Annotated in this window: 18 protein-coding genes; 15 read left to right on the top strand and 3 right to left on the bottom strand. The window is 43.6% G+C overall.

Annotated features, from left to right (window positions below; translation table 11 throughout):
• Positions 1–52: 52 nt before the first annotated feature.
• A complete protein-coding gene (locus tag MMA19_RS03725) occupies positions 53–1,267 on the top strand; it encodes an OFA family MFS transporter (RefSeq protein ID WP_240205539.1) in 1,215 nt (404 codons plus the stop codon).
• Between the two features lie 108 nt (positions 1,268–1,375).
• Positions 1,376–2,116 carry a GntR family transcriptional regulator gene (locus MMA19_RS03720; RefSeq protein ID WP_006069435.1) on the top strand — a complete coding sequence of 247 codons (741 nt, stop codon included), beginning with the start codon at positions 1,376–1,378 and terminating at the stop codon, positions 2,114–2,116.
• A gap of 101 nt (positions 2,117–2,217) precedes the next feature.
• Here MMA19_RS03720 and MMA19_RS03715 read toward each other — a convergent pair whose 3' ends face one another.
• Positions 2,218–3,621: a nucleobase:cation symporter-2 family protein gene (locus tag MMA19_RS03715; RefSeq protein WP_198559079.1), complete on the bottom strand. Its 1,404-nt coding sequence runs from the start codon at positions 3,619–3,621 to the stop codon at positions 2,218–2,220.
• A 371-nt stretch (positions 3,622–3,992) separates the two neighbouring features.
• Here MMA19_RS03715 and MMA19_RS03710 point away from each other — a divergent pair, with 371 nt between their 5' ends.
• The 10 genes from MMA19_RS03710 (at position 3,993) to MMA19_RS03665 (ending at position 14,048) form a co-directional block, all read left to right on the top strand.
• Positions 3,993–5,243, top strand: coding sequence for a DEAD/DEAH box helicase (locus tag MMA19_RS03710; protein ID WP_006069437.1), 1,251 nt, complete (start codon positions 3,993–3,995; stop codon positions 5,241–5,243).
• A 647-nt stretch (positions 5,244–5,890) separates the two neighbouring features.
• Positions 5,891–6,247, top strand: coding sequence for an antibiotic biosynthesis monooxygenase family protein (locus tag MMA19_RS03705; RefSeq protein WP_240205538.1), 357 nt, complete (start codon positions 5,891–5,893; stop codon positions 6,245–6,247).
• A 16-nt stretch (positions 6,248–6,263) separates the two neighbouring features.
• Entirely contained in the window at positions 6,264–6,944 is a 681-nt protein-coding gene (locus MMA19_RS03700) for a hypothetical protein (protein WP_240205537.1), read from the top strand.
• 65 nt (positions 6,945–7,009) lie between these two features.
• A complete protein-coding gene (locus MMA19_RS03695; protein ID WP_240205536.1) occupies positions 7,010–7,813 on the top strand; it encodes a winged helix-turn-helix domain-containing protein in 804 nt (267 codons plus the stop codon).
• Complete coding sequence (locus tag MMA19_RS03690) at positions 7,803–8,240, top strand: hypothetical protein (RefSeq protein ID WP_062462114.1); 438 nt, start codon at positions 7,803–7,805, stop codon at positions 8,238–8,240. Before MMA19_RS03695 ends, MMA19_RS03690 begins: the two co-directional genes overlap by 11 nt.
• A gap of 198 nt (positions 8,241–8,438) precedes the next feature.
• Positions 8,439–9,575 carry an efflux RND transporter periplasmic adaptor subunit gene (locus MMA19_RS03685; RefSeq protein WP_240205535.1) on the top strand — a complete coding sequence of 379 codons (1,137 nt, stop codon included), beginning with the start codon at positions 8,439–8,441 and terminating at the stop codon, positions 9,573–9,575.
• Entirely contained in the window at positions 9,568–10,839 is a 1,272-nt protein-coding gene (locus MMA19_RS03680; RefSeq protein WP_240205534.1) for a TolC family protein, read from the top strand. Before MMA19_RS03685 ends, MMA19_RS03680 begins: the two co-directional genes overlap by 8 nt.
• A complete protein-coding gene (locus MMA19_RS03675) occupies positions 10,836–12,050 on the top strand; it encodes an ABC transporter permease (RefSeq protein ID WP_240205533.1) in 1,215 nt (404 codons plus the stop codon). The genes MMA19_RS03680 and MMA19_RS03675 overlap by 4 nt, the downstream gene beginning before the upstream one ends.
• Positions 12,051–12,052: 2 nt before the next feature.
• The gene (locus tag MMA19_RS03670) at positions 12,053–13,336 is read left to right on the top strand and encodes an ABC transporter permease (protein WP_240205532.1); all 1,284 of its coding nucleotides are present in this window, start codon (positions 12,053–12,055) and stop codon (positions 13,334–13,336) included.
• 19 nt (positions 13,337–13,355) lie between these two features.
• Positions 13,356–14,048 carry an ABC transporter ATP-binding protein gene (locus MMA19_RS03665; RefSeq protein ID WP_038221729.1) on the top strand — a complete coding sequence of 231 codons (693 nt, stop codon included), beginning with the start codon at positions 13,356–13,358 and terminating at the stop codon, positions 14,046–14,048.
• Between the two features lie 111 nt (positions 14,049–14,159).
• Here MMA19_RS03665 and bla read toward each other — a convergent pair whose 3' ends face one another.
• Positions 14,160–15,011 (bottom strand): class A beta-lactamase, encoded by an 852-nt coding sequence (gene bla, locus MMA19_RS03660; RefSeq protein ID WP_031493826.1) that lies wholly within the window; start codon positions 15,009–15,011, stop codon positions 14,160–14,162.
• Between the two features lie 64 nt (positions 15,012–15,075).
• On the bottom strand, positions 15,076–15,975 hold the full coding sequence (locus MMA19_RS03655) for a LysR family transcriptional regulator (protein WP_240205531.1): 900 nt from the start codon (positions 15,973–15,975) through the stop codon (positions 15,076–15,078).
• Between the two features lie 110 nt (positions 15,976–16,085).
• Between MMA19_RS03655 and accD the strand changes: the two genes are divergently transcribed.
• From accD to tpx, 3 genes are all read left to right on the top strand, one after another.
• A complete protein-coding gene (gene accD, locus MMA19_RS03650; protein ID WP_240205530.1) occupies positions 16,086–16,955 on the top strand; it encodes an acetyl-CoA carboxylase, carboxyltransferase subunit beta in 870 nt (289 codons plus the stop codon).
• A 709-nt stretch (positions 16,956–17,664) separates the two neighbouring features.
• Entirely contained in the window at positions 17,665–18,123 is a 459-nt protein-coding gene (locus tag MMA19_RS03645; protein WP_038227088.1) for a hypothetical protein, read from the top strand.
• Positions 18,124–18,439: 316 nt separating this feature from the next.
• A complete protein-coding gene (gene tpx / locus MMA19_RS03640) occupies positions 18,440–18,943 on the top strand; it encodes a thiol peroxidase (protein ID WP_171393575.1) in 504 nt (167 codons plus the stop codon).
• Positions 18,944–18,970: the final 27 nt, after the last annotated feature.

Below are 18,970 nucleotides of genomic sequence, written 5' to 3'. Positions count from 1 at the left end.
TCAATCTAATCGAAGGTCGTTCGGCTCCGAGCGATGCTCATAAGTAATTATCATGAATAACAAAGCTATAAGGATCCTAGCCATAGGTTGCGGGATTAATCTGTGCATCGGTGTGCTTTATACATGGAGTGTGTTTAAAAATGCCCTTATTGAATTAGGCTGGAGCCACACGCAAGCGTCTTTGCCATATACCATTACTATCGTCACATTATCATTAGCGCTTCTGGTGGCAGGGCGTATTCAAGATCAAATTGGCCCGAAGAAGGTACTGATGCTTGGTACATTAATGGCTGGTGGAGGGATGGCATTATCGAGTCTATCTATTACTCCCATGAACTTATGTTTGAGCTTTGGAATGTTGACAGGTTCCGGTATTGGTTTTTCTTATGCGTGTCTTAATCCGACTGCAATGAAATGGTTTCACGCTTCCAGAAAAGGAATGGTCAATGGCGCGCTGGCTACAGCCTTTGGCTTGGCGGCACTGTATCTTGCACCTCTAACTAGTGTGCTGATTTCTGAACTCGGGTTAGAAGTGAGTTTGCAGATCCTTGGGCTTGGTTTGTTGCTGATTGCGTTTCCTTTGGCGTGCTCTTTCACCAATCCACCTTCAGATTTCAAACCTAAACCTGCAAACATGAAACGTGAATCGAAAGCTAAAGCTCAAAGTACCGACGTGCTATGGCGAGATATGCTATCAACGCGTCCTTTTTATCTACTATGGCTTGCTTATGCATTTGGGGCATCTGCAGGGCTAATGATCATCGCAAACATCACCTCGATCGCATCAGAACAAGGGAACATTATAGATGGTGCATATTTGGTAGTAGCGTTAGCAATTTTCAACTCAGGCGGTCGATTAGCCACTGGCTTATTGAGTGATAAGATCGGTTCGATCAAAACCCTTGCTCTAGCTATGTTACTACAATTAGTAAATATGCTGCTGTTTGCTCAATTTGATTCGTCTTTCACCTTAATTCTTGGTGCAGGTTTAGCCGGTATTGGCTATGGCGCTTTACTTGCAGTTTTCCCTTCTGTTATGGCGGAGCTATATGGGTTGAAAAACTTCGGCACTAACTACGGTATTTTATACACGGCGTGGGGCGTTGGAGGATTTATTGGCCCAGTGCTCGCGGGCTGGTCGGTCGATACATTTGGAACTTACGATCTCGCTTACTCTACGTGCGCTGTTTTAGTTTTTGTTGCTACGATATTGTTGCTTGTGGTCAAACCAAAAGAGGATGCGAAGCAAGTCGTTGCTGTCACGTGAGATAAATAAAAAGTTGAAACTTGCCTGTTTCAGCTTTTTTCGTCGCCCTATCTAATCCTTTCCAATATCAGGTATAATGCAAAAATTGCTGATAAAAATAAGAACGTTATGACAACCTACCAGCCTCTTATCGAACTGATACTGACTCGTATTGAACAAAAAGATAAATCACCGCTGTATATGAAGATATCTGAATCAGTAAAGGTCGCCACTGAACAGAAAATCTTAAAAAGTGGAGATTTTATTCCCACGGAGCGTGAGTTCAGCGATTTGTTAGGAGTCTCAAGGATAACGATTCGAAAAGCGTTAGACGTGCTCGATAAAGATGGCGTCATTGTTCGCTCTCGTGGTTTGGGAACCATGATTAGCGACACGGTAGAGTATTCAGGTAAAGCTGCGACAGGTTTTTCTCAACAAGTCGTGTTAAAAGGGAAAAAGCCAGATACGCTTTGGATCAAGAAAGACACTGTATCTTGTGTGGCGGAAATCGCCCAAACCCTAAACCTTAAAGAGGGGGAGGAAGTGTTTCTTTTGAAGCGCGTTCGTTATATTGATGAGCAAGCGGTATCAATTGAAGAATCTTACGTTCCATCTGATTTGATTCAAGATCCAGATGACATCCAGTTATCTTTGTACGATTACTTCCACAGTCAAAACATAACACCTTCAAGAACGCAAAGTCGTGTGTCGGCAAAAATGCCAACAGAAGAGTCACTTGAGAAGCTTAATATAGACTCGACAACTCCCGTATTACTCATTGAACAAACCGCGTTTGACAATTCAGGGCGTCCAATCGAATACAGTATCAATCATTGTCGAGGTGACCTGTACGTGTTTGTCAGTGAGTAAAGTAGCAATACAGTTTGCAAAGAAACCACACCGCTTGCTGGCGGCGTGGTTGTGGTATTTCATAGCTAGAAAACTAGCGGAGCTGATTTAACAATTTTGAATTAATCGCACTCTAGCCCCACTGTTTTAGCCTTCTCAGACTCAAGCTCAGCCATATTTTTCGTTTGCTTGAACGATTCATCAAACAGCACTTTCTTTTCTTCTGCACTTTCAATTTCGTCGGTCACGTCAACCTTCAATATTAAGTTCAAACCAAGTGCAACGAGAGAACCTGTGGTAATTCCCGAACCTAGAATAACTCTTAAGGAATCTGGGAAGTAGGTCAATGTTTCAGGACGAATCGTCACTGTCATTCCGGCGGCGACACCCAGAGCAACAATCAACATATCGCGCTTGGTAAAGTTCAGACGAGACAGAATGTTGATACCGGATGAGATGATCATTGAGAACATAACGATGCCAGCACCGCCTAACACGCTGCTAGGAATAGTAACGACTAGACCACCTATCTTAGGAATCAACCCTGCACAAACCATAATGACGCCAGTAAAGGCGACCACATGGCGACTTGCAACACCAGTAATCGAGACAATACCAACGTTTTGGCTGAATGAAGAAAACGGTGTAGTACCGACAACGGACGCTAAAGCACTACCCACACCATCACATAAGATACCACTGGAAAGTTTTTTACCCGTGAGCTTTGTTTTGGTGGCATCGCTTAGGGCTAAGAAATCCCCAGTAGATTCCATAATAGTGACCAAGTAAGCGATGGACATACCAATAATGCCAGCTACAGTGAATTCAATGCCAAACGGCAATAGGTCTGGAGTAGCAAAAATGGTCGCCTCTTTTACAGGTGTGAAGTCCACCATGCCCAATGCCAACGCAATCAGATATCCAACAGCAATACCAATAACGATAGATGCCGCACCGAAGATCCCCTTGCCAAAGTTAGAAATTGCGATAATCAATAAAAGAACGAAAGTGCCGAGAGCAAGATTTTCTAACCGTCCGTATCCTTCTTGGCCTACAAAGCCTCCCGCGATCCAGTCGATACCGACAGGGAGTATGGTAAGACCGATCAATACAACGACCGTTCCGGACACGACGGGCGGGAACAACTTGCGTATTTGAGGCATAAATTTGGAGCCAATGATCATGACCAAGGAGCCAACCAATGCCGCTCCAAAGATGGCAGCAACACCAGATTCAATGCCAATAGAGATAGAGATAGCAACAAACGTAAAGCTTGTGCCCATAACAACCGGAAGTCTAATGCCTATTACTCCAACGCCTTTACATTGGATGATAGTAACGACTCCCGATACCAGTAACGCTGCATTAACTAAGACAATCATTTCATTAGTCGGAAGGCCAATGGCACTTCCCACAACTAAAGGCACCGCAATGATTGCCCCCATAGCCGCCAGCATATGTTGAAATGCTAATAGTAACGATGTTCCAAATGGCGGTTTATCCTCAACTTCATATGTTAACTTCATACTACGTCCTTCTATTCACCACTTAATAAATTCGTCAGCAATAGAGCAAGTTATGTTCCAAGAGCTTTGACAACCAATTATTACGTTTAGCTTTTTAGAGACTCGTTGGAGTTTTGCGATGGTAATAATTAATTTTTGATTGATGGATTTGTGAGCATGCCGATCTCCGAGTTTAGTGGTGATTAACCGTGAACCTCGAAAGGGTAACAAGGTGTCAAGTTGATAGTTAGTGGCGATAACGAGGTTATCATTTTGATAGCTAAGCCTTGAGCAGGTGGTTAAAACGACGGGTTTGTTTCATTTTTACTAACGTCAACGTCGTAAATAGACTAAGATACACGGCCTTTATCTAGCCCAGTGCCCAGAGAGTAATGACTGACAAAACATCTCCAACAACATTCGCTGACCTAGGTCTGATTCCAACCCTAGTTGAGCGACTAGAGGAGTTGGAATACAGCCAACCGACTCCAATCCAATCTCACACCATTCCTTACCTACTTGAAGGGCGTGATCTTGTTGGTGGTGCGAATACGGGTTCTGGTAAAACTGCCGCGTTTTCGCTGCCGATTCTGCAAAAAATCTGTCAACAGGACAAACCTAACAGTCGTCGTGGCAACACGGTTTCTCACCTAATTCTTGTTCCTACGCGCGAACTAGCATCACAGGTGGCGTATAACGTTAAATCGTACTCATATCATCTACGAAATGAGATAAAAACGGTTGCTGTATTCGGTGGTGTCTCAGCAAACCCTCAAATGCTAGCGCTTCGAGGTGGCAGCGACATTGTTGTGGCAACACCTGGACGATTACTTGATCTGGTATCAAGTAATGCTATTAAGCTAGACCAAGTGCAAACACTAGTACTAGATGAAGCGGACCGTATGTTGAGCTTAGGCTTTACAGAAGAGCTCAACAAAATTCTTGCTTTGCTACCAGAGAAAAAACAGACGTTACTATTTTCAGCAACTTTCCCTGAGAAAGTAACAAGTCTGGCGCAGCACTTACTTAGCAACCCTGTTGAAGTGCAATTGCAAAGTGCTGAGACCAGTACTCTCGTGCAACGTGTGTTTAGCGTGAATAAAGGTCAAAAGACGGCGGTACTCGCGCACTTAATCAAACAGCATCAATGGCGACAAGCGTTAATCTTTGTTAATGCCAAAAATAGCTGTAACCATTTAGCACAAAAGCTATCAAAACGCGGTATCACTGCAGAGGTTTTCCATGGTGATAAAGGGCAGGGTGCTCGTACACGTGTGCTAGAAGGGTTTAAATCTGGCGACATTCAAGTTCTGATCGCAACCGACATCGCAGCTCGTGGGCTTGACATTGAAAAGCTACCGGTCGTGATCAACTTTGACCTGCCACGCAGTCCCGCCGATTATATGCACCGTATCGGGCGCAGTGGCCGCGCAGGAGAGGTTGGTCTTGGTTTATCTCTTATCGATTACGACGACTATCATCACTTTAAAGTGATAGAAAAGAAAAATAAGTTCCGTCTTGAACGCGAACAAGTTGCGGGATTTGAAGTGGATGATGACCAGAGTGAAGCTTATTTCGCACCCATGAAACCACGAGCAAAACCGGCTGGTACGGGTAAGAAAAAGAAAAAACGCAATCAGTAACATGGGTGATCTAATTTTCTGATTAAGTTTGAGTGGATATCATGGTGGTTATTGTTTGACCACGATGATATTCACATTTTTCTGAGTGTCTTTATTTAGGCTCAATGATCTCTATTTCATAAATTATGATCAACTAAATGTAGCAAAAAATTCATACTCTCTTCAAATTATATTCTTACTCCGTAAACGTTTAGTTGTATTTTTTATTCAAACCCAATAATCAAATCCCATAGTAAGATATAAGCACTAATAGCAGGGTCATATCAGATTCTGCCTCTATTTTGCCGTAATAAAGTTGATTTTTCGACTGGCATATATCAATAAAAAGTCAGTGGTTATTTTCTCTACCTGCAAGGTTGTGTTCGTAGTTCAGCTGCAAGAACTAGGCTGTTATAGCTATTTCTAGCTGGATCAGATAGCCCTAGTTTTATTTTGGGAAAGATAAGGTTTGAAGTGCATAGTGTGCATATAACAACTAGGACTTATCGCAGAATCTTCTCATATTCATGCTTTGTAAATAAACGTAGTCATTTTATTTAACATTGCTGTCTGTTCGAGCGATTAATTAATATTAAATAGCTCATTTGAGTCTTGTTGTTGGCTTTTACTCTGTATAGCGTGTGCGACTCTAATCAAAGGAGATCCACATGAAGAGTTTTATTAATAAAGCAATTACGCTAAGTTTTCTGACAGTCAGTCCCTTTTTATTCGCACAACCTGTTGTACTGATTAACACTTTTGCTGTTGATGCCGCTAGCGAAGCAGATGCATTAGAGTATTGGGAAAGTGCTAGAGACATCCTTGTACAACAACCAGGCTATATCAATACGACACTACACAAAGCGTTGAGTAAAGACGCAACCTACATGTATGTGAATGTTGCAAATTGGGAAAGTAAGCAACATTTCATAGCTGCCATATCAGCAATGAGAAAACAGCTACCGGAAAATCACCTTGATGGTGTTGTCGCTGACCCCAATCTTTACGAAGTTATTCGAAACTAACAGAGAGTCTGCCTAAATGAATCATCTAACACGAATCTTTTTAGCTATTTTTAGCTTTTTATTTTCAATAAATAGTTATGCGGCAGCGTACGGAGTCTCGATAGCTTGGAAAACACAAGACGCACAAGCCGTATTTGACGTCATGCCTAATCAAAAGAAAGCCTTTGCAAATCTTATTGATGCTGGATTAATACACGATATGTTTGTTTCGAAGAGTTTTATCGGTGACAAGGCTTTTCCTATAATTAAGTTTGTTATGGAAGCCGATAGTGAAGAGGAAGTAAGGAGAGTTATTGGAAATCTTCCTTTTCAATATAAAGAACTAGCTGAAATAACAGAAATTAGAGATATTGGTAGTAAGTGGCTAGACACTGATGTTGCGTTTACAAATTATGCGATTGAGCTGACCTGGAAAGAACCGGAAGATCAAATTTTTGCTGACAAAGTAATCAGTGCTGATTTGCAAAAAGTAGTTGATTGGAGTTCTAAAGGTGTAATTACGTCCGCTTATTTAAAGAACCAAGCGATTGCTAAACCAACCGCTAATCAAAAAGCGATGATTAGACCAATTTATTCTATTGCGGTTTTAGCAAAAGATGAGCAGCATGCTCTTGATATTGCCAATGAACTTAATGCCGTCAAATTAGGTTTTGCAAATGTGGATGTTATTAAACTTGGATTTAAATTGTCGTTATAGCTTTGCGGTAATGTAAATCTACGTGTTATTCTAAGGTGAGTTTATTAACAAAGTTTACTCACCTTATGAATTATCATAAAAGACATGATTTGGTTATTGATCTTGATAATCGAACGCTGACAAAAACATCTAGCGATAAGGTTATTACGCTATCGCCATCAGAGTGCCTGATTTTAAAGCACTTGATGAATAACGGGTCGCAAACGTTAGGACGTGATTACCTGCTAACTCATTGTTGGCCGGGGAGGGTAGTAACAAACAGCTCCCTTAATGTCGCAATTAAAAACATTCGTAACGCCCTACTAGAAGTGGAATCCTGCTGTAAGGTCATTACTGTTCAAAAAGAAGGATATTGCTTAGTTGTCCCAGAACGAAGCGATGTTCAAGTCGTAGGTTTCGATGGAAGTCGACCAACAGTAAATGCAGAACAACCCAAACTAGACGCCGTGAATCCTCCTATCGACGCATCTGAACCCTCACCCTCGAGATATCATTCACTGGCCAAGCTGTCGCAGTTTAGCTATCAGTTTGCGCCACTTGGAGCAGGGATTGCTGTAAGTATATTGGTGATAGTACTGTTTTTTCGTATCGGATTCTTTATGGAGAGAACCGCGATAAACGGTATTAATGTATACCATGACAATGCTGCTCTTGATTCACAGCTGATGGTAGATTTATCTTCACTTGCTAAGCCTGGAGTTGAGGCTATCTATATGCACCGTATCGGCATAGAGTGTTTCGATATACAAGTCGTGTTGCTGGACTCGAATGGTTGGCAAGAGATTAGCGGTTCGTATTTTCAACCAACTTTGTGTTCAGAGGAACAAAAACCGTTAGAAGCAACGGAGGCAACACCAGATGAAGTATAAGTTTTGGCTGCCGATCATGGCGACGGTGTTTACCATTTTGGCGTTTGGGATCATTTCTGGTGTGTTGACTAAAGGAGCCCATCGATTTGAAGTTAGCTATGAAGACATAGGTTCAGAGGTTCTAACTCTGGACCTAAAAAATGGTCGCTCCAAAATGCGCTATGTTGGCTACGATGCTGATGGGCAGATTGTACAAACTAAGCAGTTGTTTGGTGTATTTTTGCGATGGGGTAATCATTATTATTTTTATCAAATAGAACAAGATCAAGCCCATGGACAGCAGACTTTCAATGTTAAGAATCTATTTATTCAACAGCGAGGGAATAATAAGACTATCTTGATCTCTGATCAGCGTGGTGTCTATGTCACAAAGAGTGGAAAGATCCTAGCGCTGAAAGGCATTTTCTACGGTAGAACTCTACGTTGACCGTAGTATGGCTCTTTTACTCGTTTAACTACCAACATTGCCGCAGATTGAGTGGTTGAAATCACAAGAGTCACGTTCTAACCGATGACATAAACCATACCAAGCATGACAAATTTCATGCACTAAAGTCGCTATTATCCTAGAACTTTATATTCACGAGCTGGTCACAAGGTCGTGTAACAATAATTGGTGTGAATGATGGCGAAAACTTGGTTGGTCTCGGCGGCGTGTGTAGCGCTGCTCGGCGGTGGTGCGTATTTCTATCTACAATCTTCGGATCAGCCGTTAGCTTTTCCTACACAGGCGGTGGAAAAGGGAACTATTGAGAAACAGGCGGTGGCCGTTGGTAATATCGTGCCTGCTCACTCGGTGTCCATCAAATCTCAGATTGATGGAATTGTAGGTGAGATTTATGTCAGCGTCGGTGAAAAAGTCAAACAAGGTCAACCACTCATCAAGGTTCGCCCTAATCCAACACCTCAAGCGTTAACCGATGCTTCAACCGATTTGATGCGCAGTGAAGCAGAGCTTGAATCAGCCAAGCAGAAGCTTGCCAACTTAAAGAGCTTGGTTGAGCAGGACATTATTCCTAAGAACTACGATGAGTACGTAAGCGCTCGTTCGACAGTGAAATCCGCTCAAGCCAATGTGTTGCAGAAGCGTCAGAACCTTGAGCTTATCCGCAGCGGTGAAGCCTCCATCGGTAATGCTCGTCTGACATCCACTATCTACGCGCCGATTGATGGCACGGTTCTTAATCGCAAAGTTGAAGTCGGTGAACCAATAATCTCCACCCAATCCAACCAAGAAGCCACCGCCATGATGTCGCTAGCGGATATGAATAGTTTAATTTTCAAAGGCAGTGTCAGTGAACATGACGCCGCTCAATTATCTCCAGGAATGCCTGTTGTGTTGACCGTTGCACCGTACCCTGATGTGGAAATTACCGGAGTACTGTCCAAGGTTGCTATTCAGTCTGAAAACTTAAATTCACCAGCAAGTAACTCATCGGCAAAGAGTTTCGACAACGGATTTGGCGTTGAAGTGGGGCAGTTATCGATTCCTCAAGGTGTGGTTCTGCGTTCAGGTTTCTCCTCGACAGCTAAAATTACCCTGAAGAAGTCAGAAAACGTCTTAACTCTACCTGAGCGAGCACTGCAATTTAACGGCGACACACCCAATGTATTGATCCCCGATGCTTCTGAGCAGGGTTTTCACACACAACCAGTGAAACTTGGTCTATCGGATGGCATCAATGTCGAGGTGCTCGATGGAGTTGAGTTGAACGAAGAGATTATCGACAACAGCATGATGGCAGGAGTCACACATGGCTAAGTTATCTTTGTCGAAACTAGGGTGTGCGGTATTAATTACTACCTTGAGCTTACCATGTTATGCGATTTCTATAGAGCAAGCTTGGCAACAGGTAAAACAAAACGACCCGAATTATGAAAAAGCTAAAATTGGAGTGCAACTGGGTGAAGTGGGAGTTGATGCAAGGCGCAGTTCTCTGCTACCCGGCTTAAGTGCCAATGCCTCTGCCAATTGGAGTGAGTCGACAGACAATTCGAATAGCTACGGGGCAACACTGTCTCAAACTATTTGGGATAGCAGTTTATGGTCAGATTTAGACTTGGCGAACGCGAACTACATCAAAGCACAACTAGAGCTATCTCGCTCACACAACGAGTTGGCGCAAAGACTGTTGTCTTCATACTTGGACGTAGCAAGTGCGCAGGGAGATCTTCAACTGGCTAAGTCTAAGCTAGAAGAAGGCAATAAGCTGCTGAAGATCATCGAGAAGCGCTACCGTGCCGGTAAAGTAAAATCTGTGGACGTAGAAGAGATTCGCGCGACTCAAGTATCTGAACAAGCGGGTATTTTGAGCGCGCAAGCTGACTTAGAAGTAAAAAGAGCAACACTTGCCGAACTTATCAATCAAACGCCAAAAAACGTTGACCAAATTCGTACCGACTCCCTTGCGGAGCCACCTATGTTGGTGAACTCACAACAACAATGGCTAAAGCTTGCGAAAGACAGCAGTCCAGAACTGCTGGTGGCAGCGCAGAATGTTAAAGCGAGCGAATTTGCGAGAGATTCTGCTAAAGGTGGCTATTACCCTACATTAAAGGGAGATGTGGGTTACAACGGTGGTGACCAACGCAAAGATGGTGAGTTCAGTGCCGGTATTACCTTGAGTGTACCCATTGACCTCAATGGCTCGACGCGTGCCAAAGTAGATGAAGCATCACTTAATATTCTCAGCGCCAAGCAGGACTTTCGCAAAGTAGAGAACGATATCCATAAACGAGTGGTGCAGCAATTTACTCAAGTGGAAATCAATTGGAATCAAGTGCTGATGGCAGACAAACTGGTACTATCTCGAGAGAAAGTCCTGCGTAGTAAAGAGAAACTATACGATGCTGGATTGCTGGAAGTGTCAGAAGTAATCAACGCCCACAACAGTCTGTTTGAAGCAAAAAACAGCCTACAAACCAATCTGTACAATTATTGGCGCCAGCGCATAGGCTTATTGCAAACAGCAGGAAAGCTGGATGATGACACAATCGCATTGATATCTCGAGCACTTAACTCATGACCAATCTGATGCAGCAAACATGGCAAACTCTGCTGGCGCACCGCATGAAAAGTGCACTCGCAATTATTGCCATTGCTTGGGGTGTCATCTCCGTGGTGGTATTGATTGCACTTGGAGAGGGCTTTTATCGTCACCAAACTCAACAGCTATCTTTCTTGATGAATAATGTACAGGTTGCATTTCCTTCTAGTACCAGCAAGGCCTGGCAAGGCTTACCTTCTAGACGCCAGATCACCATTTCCCAAGAACAAGTTGAAAGAATAAAAAACACCGGCTTCGTCGACGCTGTGTCCAGTGTTTACGCCAAATGGGATGCCAGCGTTACCAATGAAAAAGGGCAAAACTTATCGAGCAGTGTAAACGGTATCGACTCGAGCTATTTCTCCCTTATGCAAAGTAAGTTCGAACCCACCTCGCGCCATATCTCGCCTAGTGATATTGCTAATCACACTCGTGTAGCAGTGTTAGGCGACCAAATTGCTAAGATGGGAGGCCTCTCCATTGGTCATACCGTCAAAGTGAACGGCATTCCTTTTCTGGTGATTGGCGTACTCAAAGATGAAGATTCCGCCAGCTTTTTCAGTGATAGTCGCACTGTGTACATTCCTCAAACTACTTATCGTGACTTATGGAACGTTAAACCATGGATGCTGTTAATGAAGCCTATTGAGGGCATGGATGCGCATTCGTTTAGAAAAAGTGTTGCCGATTTTTATTCGAAGCTGCTTCATTTTGATCCCACAGATAGAGACGCTATTGATATGCCAGACTTTAGCGAGGGTGCTTCCATGATTAAGGGGATCTTCAGGGGTATCCAGATATTCTTGGGCGCAAGTGGTGCCATGACCATGGCAGTTGGTGCGCTTGGTGTTGCTAATATTATGTTCCTGTCTGTTACCGAAAGAACCAGAGAAATTGGTGTGCGCCTAGCAGTGGGAGCAACGCAAAAATCGATTCTGAAGCAGTTTATCCTTGAAGGGCTTATTCTTGTCGCCGTTGGAACGGCGCTAGGGTTGGCATTCGCCTTTGCTACTGTGATGTTACTTAACTCAATCGCTCTTCCTGAGTGGTTAGGCACACCAATGATAACTGGAGGCTCCATTACTTGGTCGCTACTGGTTACTCTGATTTTAGCGTTGATGGCTTCTTATTTTCCTGCGAGGCGAGGTTCACGCCTTACTCCGGTTATTGCCTTAAGTGCGAGGGCGTAGCGATGTTGTTACCAATAAGACAAATCTTTCAGGAAATGTCAGCAGAAAAGTTACGTCTGGGTTTAACCATATTGGCTGTGGCTTGGGCAACGCTATGTATTGCTGCCATGCTTGCTGTCGGTGAGGGTATTCGTCAAGGAGTACTGAAAACGGCGCAAAATGGCAATGGCAACTTGATCTACTTAACTGGCGGCATCGCCAGTATCGACCATGGCGCTTTCCACCAAGGTAAGTTTCTTAAGCTAAAAAAAGAGGATGTTCAAGTTATCAAGGCGTTACCTGAAGTAGCCAGTGTCGCTCCTACTGCTCAATGGAATGAAAACATCAAAGTTGGCGATAGAGGTTCATGGCAACAGCCGATAGCTGTTCCGACCGATTTTGCGTCGATGACTAACCTAATCCCGTTGCCGGGAGGGCGATGGCTGAACCCGCTAGACCAAAAGCAGATGCGCAAAGTGGTTGTGCTTGGCTATTCATTGGCTGCAGATCTGTTTAATCCAACTGACGACTATAACTGGTTTGCGACGGTGACTTTACAAGCGGATCCTGTTGGAAAAAAGGTGAAAATTGGCAGTGAGGAATTTACGGTTGTTGGGGTTTTGGCGAAGAATAGCGGACGAGTTGAGCAAGGGGATGGCATTAACTATTCGAGCTTTGTGCCGCTGGCTACTTGGCAACGGTTTCACACCAATGGAGACATTGGCGGTATAAACGTCGAACCTAAAGCCAATGTGGACCGCAAAAGGTTGGCGCAAATCATTCGCCAAGTCATCGCTCGTAAACACGGAGCAAGCGTCCATGACGAGCAAGTAGTTCAAGTGGAAGACATGTTCCTACGACAAAAAAGTATGCAGCAGTTTCTTATTGGCTTACAAAGCTTCCTCGGCATTATTGGTTTTGTCACTCTTGCGGTGGCGGGTGTTGGGATTGCCAATGTCATGTATGCGACGGTAAAGCGTTCAACTCGCGATATTGGCGTTCGTATGGCGGTGGGGGCAACGCCTACGGCTATCCGTGTTCATTATTTAGTTCAATCTCTTATGACCATGATGATGGGTGGCGCGTTAGGGTTAGGTGTCACTTACGCTCTGATCTCTGCGATTAGCATCATCAGCCTTGAGGGAAATGCGTTCTATGAACAACTCGGAAAGCCTGTTCCTGAATTATCTTGGATTGTGGTCGCGATTGTTATCGTTACCCTAATGATTATCGGTGTCGCATCGGCTTGGCTACCCGCCAACAGAGCGGCCAAAGTCAGCCCGCTGGAGGCATTACAAAGTGAGTAACAATAACGCGAAACAAAGCTTGGCAAATATGCCTCTTGTTGAGCTGACTAATATTTGCAAATACTACGCTAGTGGTGAAATGGAAGTACGTGCATTAGATGGCGTTGACTTAACCATTAACCAAGGTGAATTCCTGTCGATTCTTGGTCCCTCGGGTTCTGGAAAATCAACCCTAATGAACATGCTTGGCTGCCTAGATAAACCTAGCGATGGTGACTATTTATTAGCAGGGCAGAACGTCGCGAGTTTAACCGCTAATGCTCTAGCTACAATTAGAAACCAGAAGATTGGCTTTGTGTTCCAAAGCTTCAATTTACTTGAATACGCTACCGCACTCGACAATGTAGCGTTGCCTCTGGTGTACGGCGGAATTAAAGCTAAAGAGCGTCGCCAGCGTGCGGCAAGACTGCTAGAGCAGGTAGGCTTAGGGGACCGCCTTGACCATAAACCAAACCAACTATCTGGTGGTCAAAAGCAGCGAGTTGCCATTGCTAGAGCCTTGGTAAATGACCCTCAAATTATCCTAGCTGATGAACCCACAGGCGCATTGGACTCGAAGTCAGGCGCTGAGATTGAAGCATTGTTTAATCAACTTCATGAGGAAGGCAGAACACTCATTATTGTTACTCACGACAATGCATTAGCAGAGCGTACTAAACGTATTATTACTATTAAAGATGGTAAGGTGATTTCAGATAGAGCGCCGACTTAGAGCTTCTGCGTAAGATTCATTCAATGAGTTAACATGCCGACTACTATCTTCGTGAGGGAATATAATTAGTGGCGGCATGCATTCTATTAAGTTAGCGCTGTGCTTAGTTCGTTACTTGATAGCATACGTTTGGAAAATCAGCCCACCAATTTCGTTGATGATTTGGTTACGTTCAGACATCGATAGGTCGGTTTGTGTTAGATAAATGCTGATGACCAATGGTTTGCGATTGTCAGCCCAAATAGCACCAGTAAAACCACGTGAACCATTAGCGCCTGCACCAGAGCGGTCTGCGATAGACCATCCTTGCGGTAGAACCGATCGTAGCAATGAATCTGAAACCGTGTTCCCTTGCATCCAAGCCATTAACTGATTTTTCGAGCCTTGATTCAGGGCCCCTTCAAATAGAAGACGATGCAGTGTGGTATTCATCGCATTTGGTGTTGTTGTATCCCGTTTATCGCCTGAAAGTGCCTGATTTAACTCTGGTTCAATGCGGTCTAATCGAGTCACGTCATCTTGGTTCAAACGTAGAAACTCAGTGAGTCCTTGAGGTCCCCCTATGGAATGCAGAACGATATTGGCTGCAGTGTTGTCGCTCGTTTCCATTGTCGCTTCACAAGCTTTGCTGACGGTAATGGAACTGCCCACCATTTTCTCTGTAACCGGTGACCAAGGAATAAGTTTGTCAGACGTTATGGGAGCCAAAGCGTTCTTGTCTAGCTCTCCTGAGTCAGCGTCATGTAACATCTTTGCGCATGCCAGAGTTTTAAACGTGCTCATCATAGGAAAGCGTTCATTGCCTCGATAGTGCCATTGCTGTTGATTTCTGGAATCCAAAACGGAGACGCCGATGCGTCCCGAGATTCGTTGCTCAATTGATGCTATAGACTCATCGAGCGTTGAGGCAGATGAAAAGAAAGATATAAGTATGAGGCTCAAGAGCAAAACAGGTTTTTTCATGGTTTCAGTTTTTTACAGGAAAGCGAGTTTACGGTGCGGAGTATTACTAGGGAAACAGTATTATTCAACCGTCAAAATGCGCACAGTGCTTAATATGTTCAATGAACAACGGTATCTTGTTGGCTACATGCCTTCTTGACGCGTAAAATGCATATAGCACCAAGTCATCAGGTTGATGTTCCATTTCTATCACTTTCAAAGCACCAGAACTCAGTTCACCTTGGCATATGTCTCTAGGGAGAATTGCCAGCCCTATACCAGAGAGCGCGCCTGTTTTAGCGAGATGTCCGCTATTGACCTTAAAAGAAGACTTAACTTTTTGGGTAATTCGTTCACCGCTGTCCGTTTTGAAAACCCACGGTTCGCCATTGATCGCGGTCAGACTGCTAATGCAAGGAATGTGTTGTAAGTCAGTGGTCTTAAAGGGTCTAGGGTAACGATCAAGAAGTTCCGGAGCACCGACTACAATACTAGGCCAGCGTTTAATTTCCCTCGCTACCAAATTGGTATCGTCAAGATTCCCACGATGGAATTTTAAAATTACATCGAACCCGTTGAATAAGTCCTCCTTGGGGCTGACGCTGGTATCACAACTAAGCGATATTGAGGGGTGTTTTTCGCAGAAACTTACCACGGCATTAGCCAACACAGGGGAGTCGGGCATCAGTATTCTCAACTGTCCAACGGCCTCTTGAGAATGATACGTAACCTCTTCAAGTGCATCATTAAGCTTATTTAGCAGTGGCTGTGTGAGTAGATATAGGTGCTCCCCAGCACTTGTCGGCGCAATTCTTCTAGTCGTTCTATCGAAGAGTCGGGTATCAAGTCGCTCTTCAAGCAAGCTGATATGGCGACTGAGATTGGAGGTTGGAAGTTGGAGAAACTCCGCGGCACGTTTAAAGCTCATGTTTTCGTACACACAATGAAAGCTCTTTAGCCATTGTTGGTCAATTCTCTCAAGCACGACTTATTGTCCCAAAATGTTGGATTAAGTAACTCAATATCGACACTTTATTGCTAATTATGAGTTTATACAATGATGAAATCAATTAAATCACGAAGGTATAAACGCGCATGAGTTGGCTTGAAAAGCTATTACATAGAAAAAAACTGGTTAGTAATCGCAAAGCAAACATACCCGAAGGTTTGTGGAGAAAGTGCTCTCAATGCAGCCACATTCTTTACAACAAAGCGTTGCAACTGAGTTTGGAGGTATGCCCCAAATGTAGTCACCATATGCGAATAACAGCACGTCGGCGTCTCGCTAGTTTCTTAGATACCGAGGGACAGGTTGAAATTGCAAGTCACTATCAACCAGAAGATATCTTGGGTTTTAAAGATAAAAAGCATTACACCGACCGCTTAGCTTCAGCACAAAAAGAAACTGGGGAGAAAGATGCCCTCGTCGCAATGAAGGGACAGATTATGGGGTTGCCTGTTGTTGCCTGCGCGTTTGAGTTTTCGTTTATGGCTGGTTCTTTGGGGGCGGTAGCAGGCGCTCGGTTTGTTCACGCTGTTAACGTCGCGAGAGATAGCAATTGTGGCCTAGTGTGTTTTTCAGCTTGTGGTGGTGCACGGATGCAAGAATCTTTAATGGCATTGATGCAAATGGCCAAAACCAGTGCCGCTTTGAATCAACTATCAATGGCTGGATTACCTTATATTTCCGTCCTCACTGACCAAACATATGGTGGTGTGTCTGCCAGCATCGCTATGCTAGGTGACATTAATATTGGTGAACCCCAAGCAAGAATTGGCTTCGCTGGACGCAGAGTCATTGAGCAAACCGTACGTGAAGAATTGCCAGAAGACTTTCAGCAAAGTGAGTTTCTTTTGGAGCATGGGGCGTTAGATATGATTGTGGATAGGCGCGATATGAGAAATCGAATCGCTGAGCTTTTATCTAAGATGACCAATAGTCAGCTGGTGGAAGAGAGTGATTAAGCATTTACACTGATTTACTCTCCCTGACGTAGGGTTACATTAGAAGGAGTAGAGTTAAAGCTCAACAGGAGCGTTATTATGAACAAACTCTATTCAATGGTGCTCGCCCTCATCCTGTCTATCATCTTTATTTGGCTTCAGGCAAGTTAGATTTTGACGATAGTAAAAAGCAAGTATGGATTGCTGGGGGGTTGGTTGCGCGGCGTTTAAAGCCCGATTGGAGGAACTCGCCCAGCAACCAAATAGGGGTGGAGTTGTTTTCTATTATTGTACCGAGAGCCCATCGCCTTCACTGATAATAGAGATGGAAAGTGCAGCCAGAAAAGCAAACGTTGAGTTTCATGTGATCGATAATCGGCTAAAGCCTTTTTTGTCTATTGAGCAGATACGCCAAAAACATCCTGATATTGCGCAGCGAAGTATCTGGTTTTGTGGTCCTGTTGGATTTAGGAAGGCGTTGCTTGGTCAACTAAAAGCAATCAGATTCGACGCGAAGAATTTTCATTCAGAGTTGTTCAACTTTCGGTAATCTTGTTTAGTCTGATTCTCTCACAGGGTTCAAAGGTGCTGTTTGATGTGTTCAACCAAAAATAAACTAATGGTTGCTAATTGAACTGGTATAAAAAGACTGCAATATTGAACGACAAAATCCATTAAAAATCAGCCAATAAGCGTTAGGTCGCTTGAATCAGTGAATGGGAGAAGACATATGGAAGTTAAAGAATGGGACACTCCATTCAGTGAAGGAACGATATATATCGTCGATTTATCATGGAATGGAAGGCATTTTTCAGTGACGTATCCAGATGGTAGTGGTTACGAGCTTAAAGGAAGTGAGCGGCATAAAGATTACGCATTGATAGTAAGTGTCTTCCATGAAGAAACTGAATCTCTATACGATGTCATGTTTGAAACGGTAAGTGGGTTTCGCCTATTAGATGAAGGCGGTTTACTCGAACTTTGGGCGGTAGGGGAGAAATTCCCAAATTGTGCTCTTATTAAAGGGCATCAATGGAGTAAAGAAAGTCCAATAACGTTCATTTCGGGCTATGAAGATGAATGGTCTCATTTAATGGCAACCTCAGATGAGTGTGTAGAAATTGTTTCTCATAAGCATCCAGACATCAAACTCGTAGGGAAATCTAGTAAACGAATAGCAACCAGTTAACAAATAGGCCGAAGGGAAACGTAGCTCCTCTGAGAATGGTAAAGAAGCTTGATAAAAGAGAATACATAAGTTGCAAATGTTAGGTATTCCAAAACGAGTTCTGTCCATTTTTGTATCAGCAACTTCAGTACAGGCTTACATGAAATATGTAAGGTGAGAACTAGTATGTTGGTTAATAAATGCAGCTTTGTTCATATCAAGAGCATTATGTCTGTATAGAAATGTCAGGTCTGATCTGAAAAATTGATCTTGAACAAGTTATACGAATGCGATTTTATATTTAGGTACTCATATAACAGAAAGTAAAGGTATAAAAATGGCACAAGTAACTTTCCAAGGTAACCCTGTAACTATTGCAGGCTCTATTCCTGTAGCTGGTGATTCTGCACCTGAGTTTTCTCTTGCTGCGTCTGATTTATCGGACCTTACGTTATCAGGCCTTACAGGTAAGAACCTGATTCTTAATATCTTCCCAAGCATTGACACGCCTGTGTGTGCGACTAGTGTAAAGCGTTTCAATGAAGAAGCAGCGCAGCTAGAAGATACGCAAGTGATCTGTATTTCAGCTGATTTACCTTTTGCCGCTGGTCGATTCTGTGAAATTGAAGGGGTTGAGAATGTTCAGCACGCATCGACCTTCCGTAGCGCAGATTTTGCAGAAACCTATGGAGTGGCAATTCCAGAAGGTGCTCTACGAGGTTTGACGGCTCGTGCAATCGTATGTGTGAATAAAGAAGGCGTAGTGGTTCACAGTGAGTTAGTTTCAGAGGTAACCAACGAACCAAATTACGATGCTGCAATTGCTGCGGTAAAGCAATAAAACTAAAACAAGCAGTGCGAGCAGAGA

The sequence above is a fragment of the Vibrio sp. CyArs1 genome, assembly GCF_022432925.1.
In the GTDB taxonomy this organism is placed as follows: Bacteria; Pseudomonadota; Gammaproteobacteria; order Enterobacterales; family Vibrionaceae; genus Vibrio; species Vibrio mediterranei.
This window is presented reverse-complemented; position numbering and strand designations above follow the sequence as displayed.

Coding starts and splice junctions, on each gene's coding strand:
- MMA19_RS03725 (WP_240205539.1), top strand. CDS start 53: ATGAATAACAAAGCTATAAGGATCCTAGCCATAGGTTGCGGGATTAAT.
- MMA19_RS03720 (WP_006069435.1), top strand. CDS start 1,376: ATGACAACCTACCAGCCTCTTATCGAACTGATACTGACTCGTATTGAA.
- MMA19_RS03715 (WP_198559079.1), bottom strand. CDS start 3,621: ATGAAGTTAACATATGAAGTTGAGGATAAACCGCCATTTGGAACATCG.
- MMA19_RS03710 (WP_006069437.1), top strand. CDS start 3,993: ATGACTGACAAAACATCTCCAACAACATTCGCTGACCTAGGTCTGATT.
- MMA19_RS03705 (WP_240205538.1), top strand. CDS start 5,891: ATGAAGAGTTTTATTAATAAAGCAATTACGCTAAGTTTTCTGACAGTC.
- MMA19_RS03700 (WP_240205537.1), top strand. CDS start 6,264: ATGAATCATCTAACACGAATCTTTTTAGCTATTTTTAGCTTTTTATTT.
- MMA19_RS03695 (WP_240205536.1), top strand. CDS start 7,010: ATGAATTATCATAAAAGACATGATTTGGTTATTGATCTTGATAATCGA.
- MMA19_RS03690 (WP_062462114.1), top strand. CDS start 7,803: ATGAAGTATAAGTTTTGGCTGCCGATCATGGCGACGGTGTTTACCATT.
- MMA19_RS03685 (WP_240205535.1), top strand. CDS start 8,439: ATGGCGAAAACTTGGTTGGTCTCGGCGGCGTGTGTAGCGCTGCTCGGC.
- MMA19_RS03680 (WP_240205534.1), top strand. CDS start 9,568: ATGGCTAAGTTATCTTTGTCGAAACTAGGGTGTGCGGTATTAATTACT.
- MMA19_RS03675 (WP_240205533.1), top strand. CDS start 10,836: ATGACCAATCTGATGCAGCAAACATGGCAAACTCTGCTGGCGCACCGC.
- MMA19_RS03670 (WP_240205532.1), top strand. CDS start 12,053: ATGTTGTTACCAATAAGACAAATCTTTCAGGAAATGTCAGCAGAAAAG.
- bla (WP_031493826.1), bottom strand. CDS start 15,011: ATGAAAAAACCTGTTTTGCTCTTGAGCCTCATACTTATATCTTTCTTT.
- accD (WP_240205530.1), top strand. CDS start 16,086: ATGAGTTGGCTTGAAAAGCTATTACATAGAAAAAAACTGGTTAGTAAT.
- MMA19_RS03645 (WP_038227088.1), top strand. CDS start 17,665: ATGGAAGTTAAAGAATGGGACACTCCATTCAGTGAAGGAACGATATAT.
- tpx (WP_171393575.1), top strand. CDS start 18,440: ATGGCACAAGTAACTTTCCAAGGTAACCCTGTAACTATTGCAGGCTCT.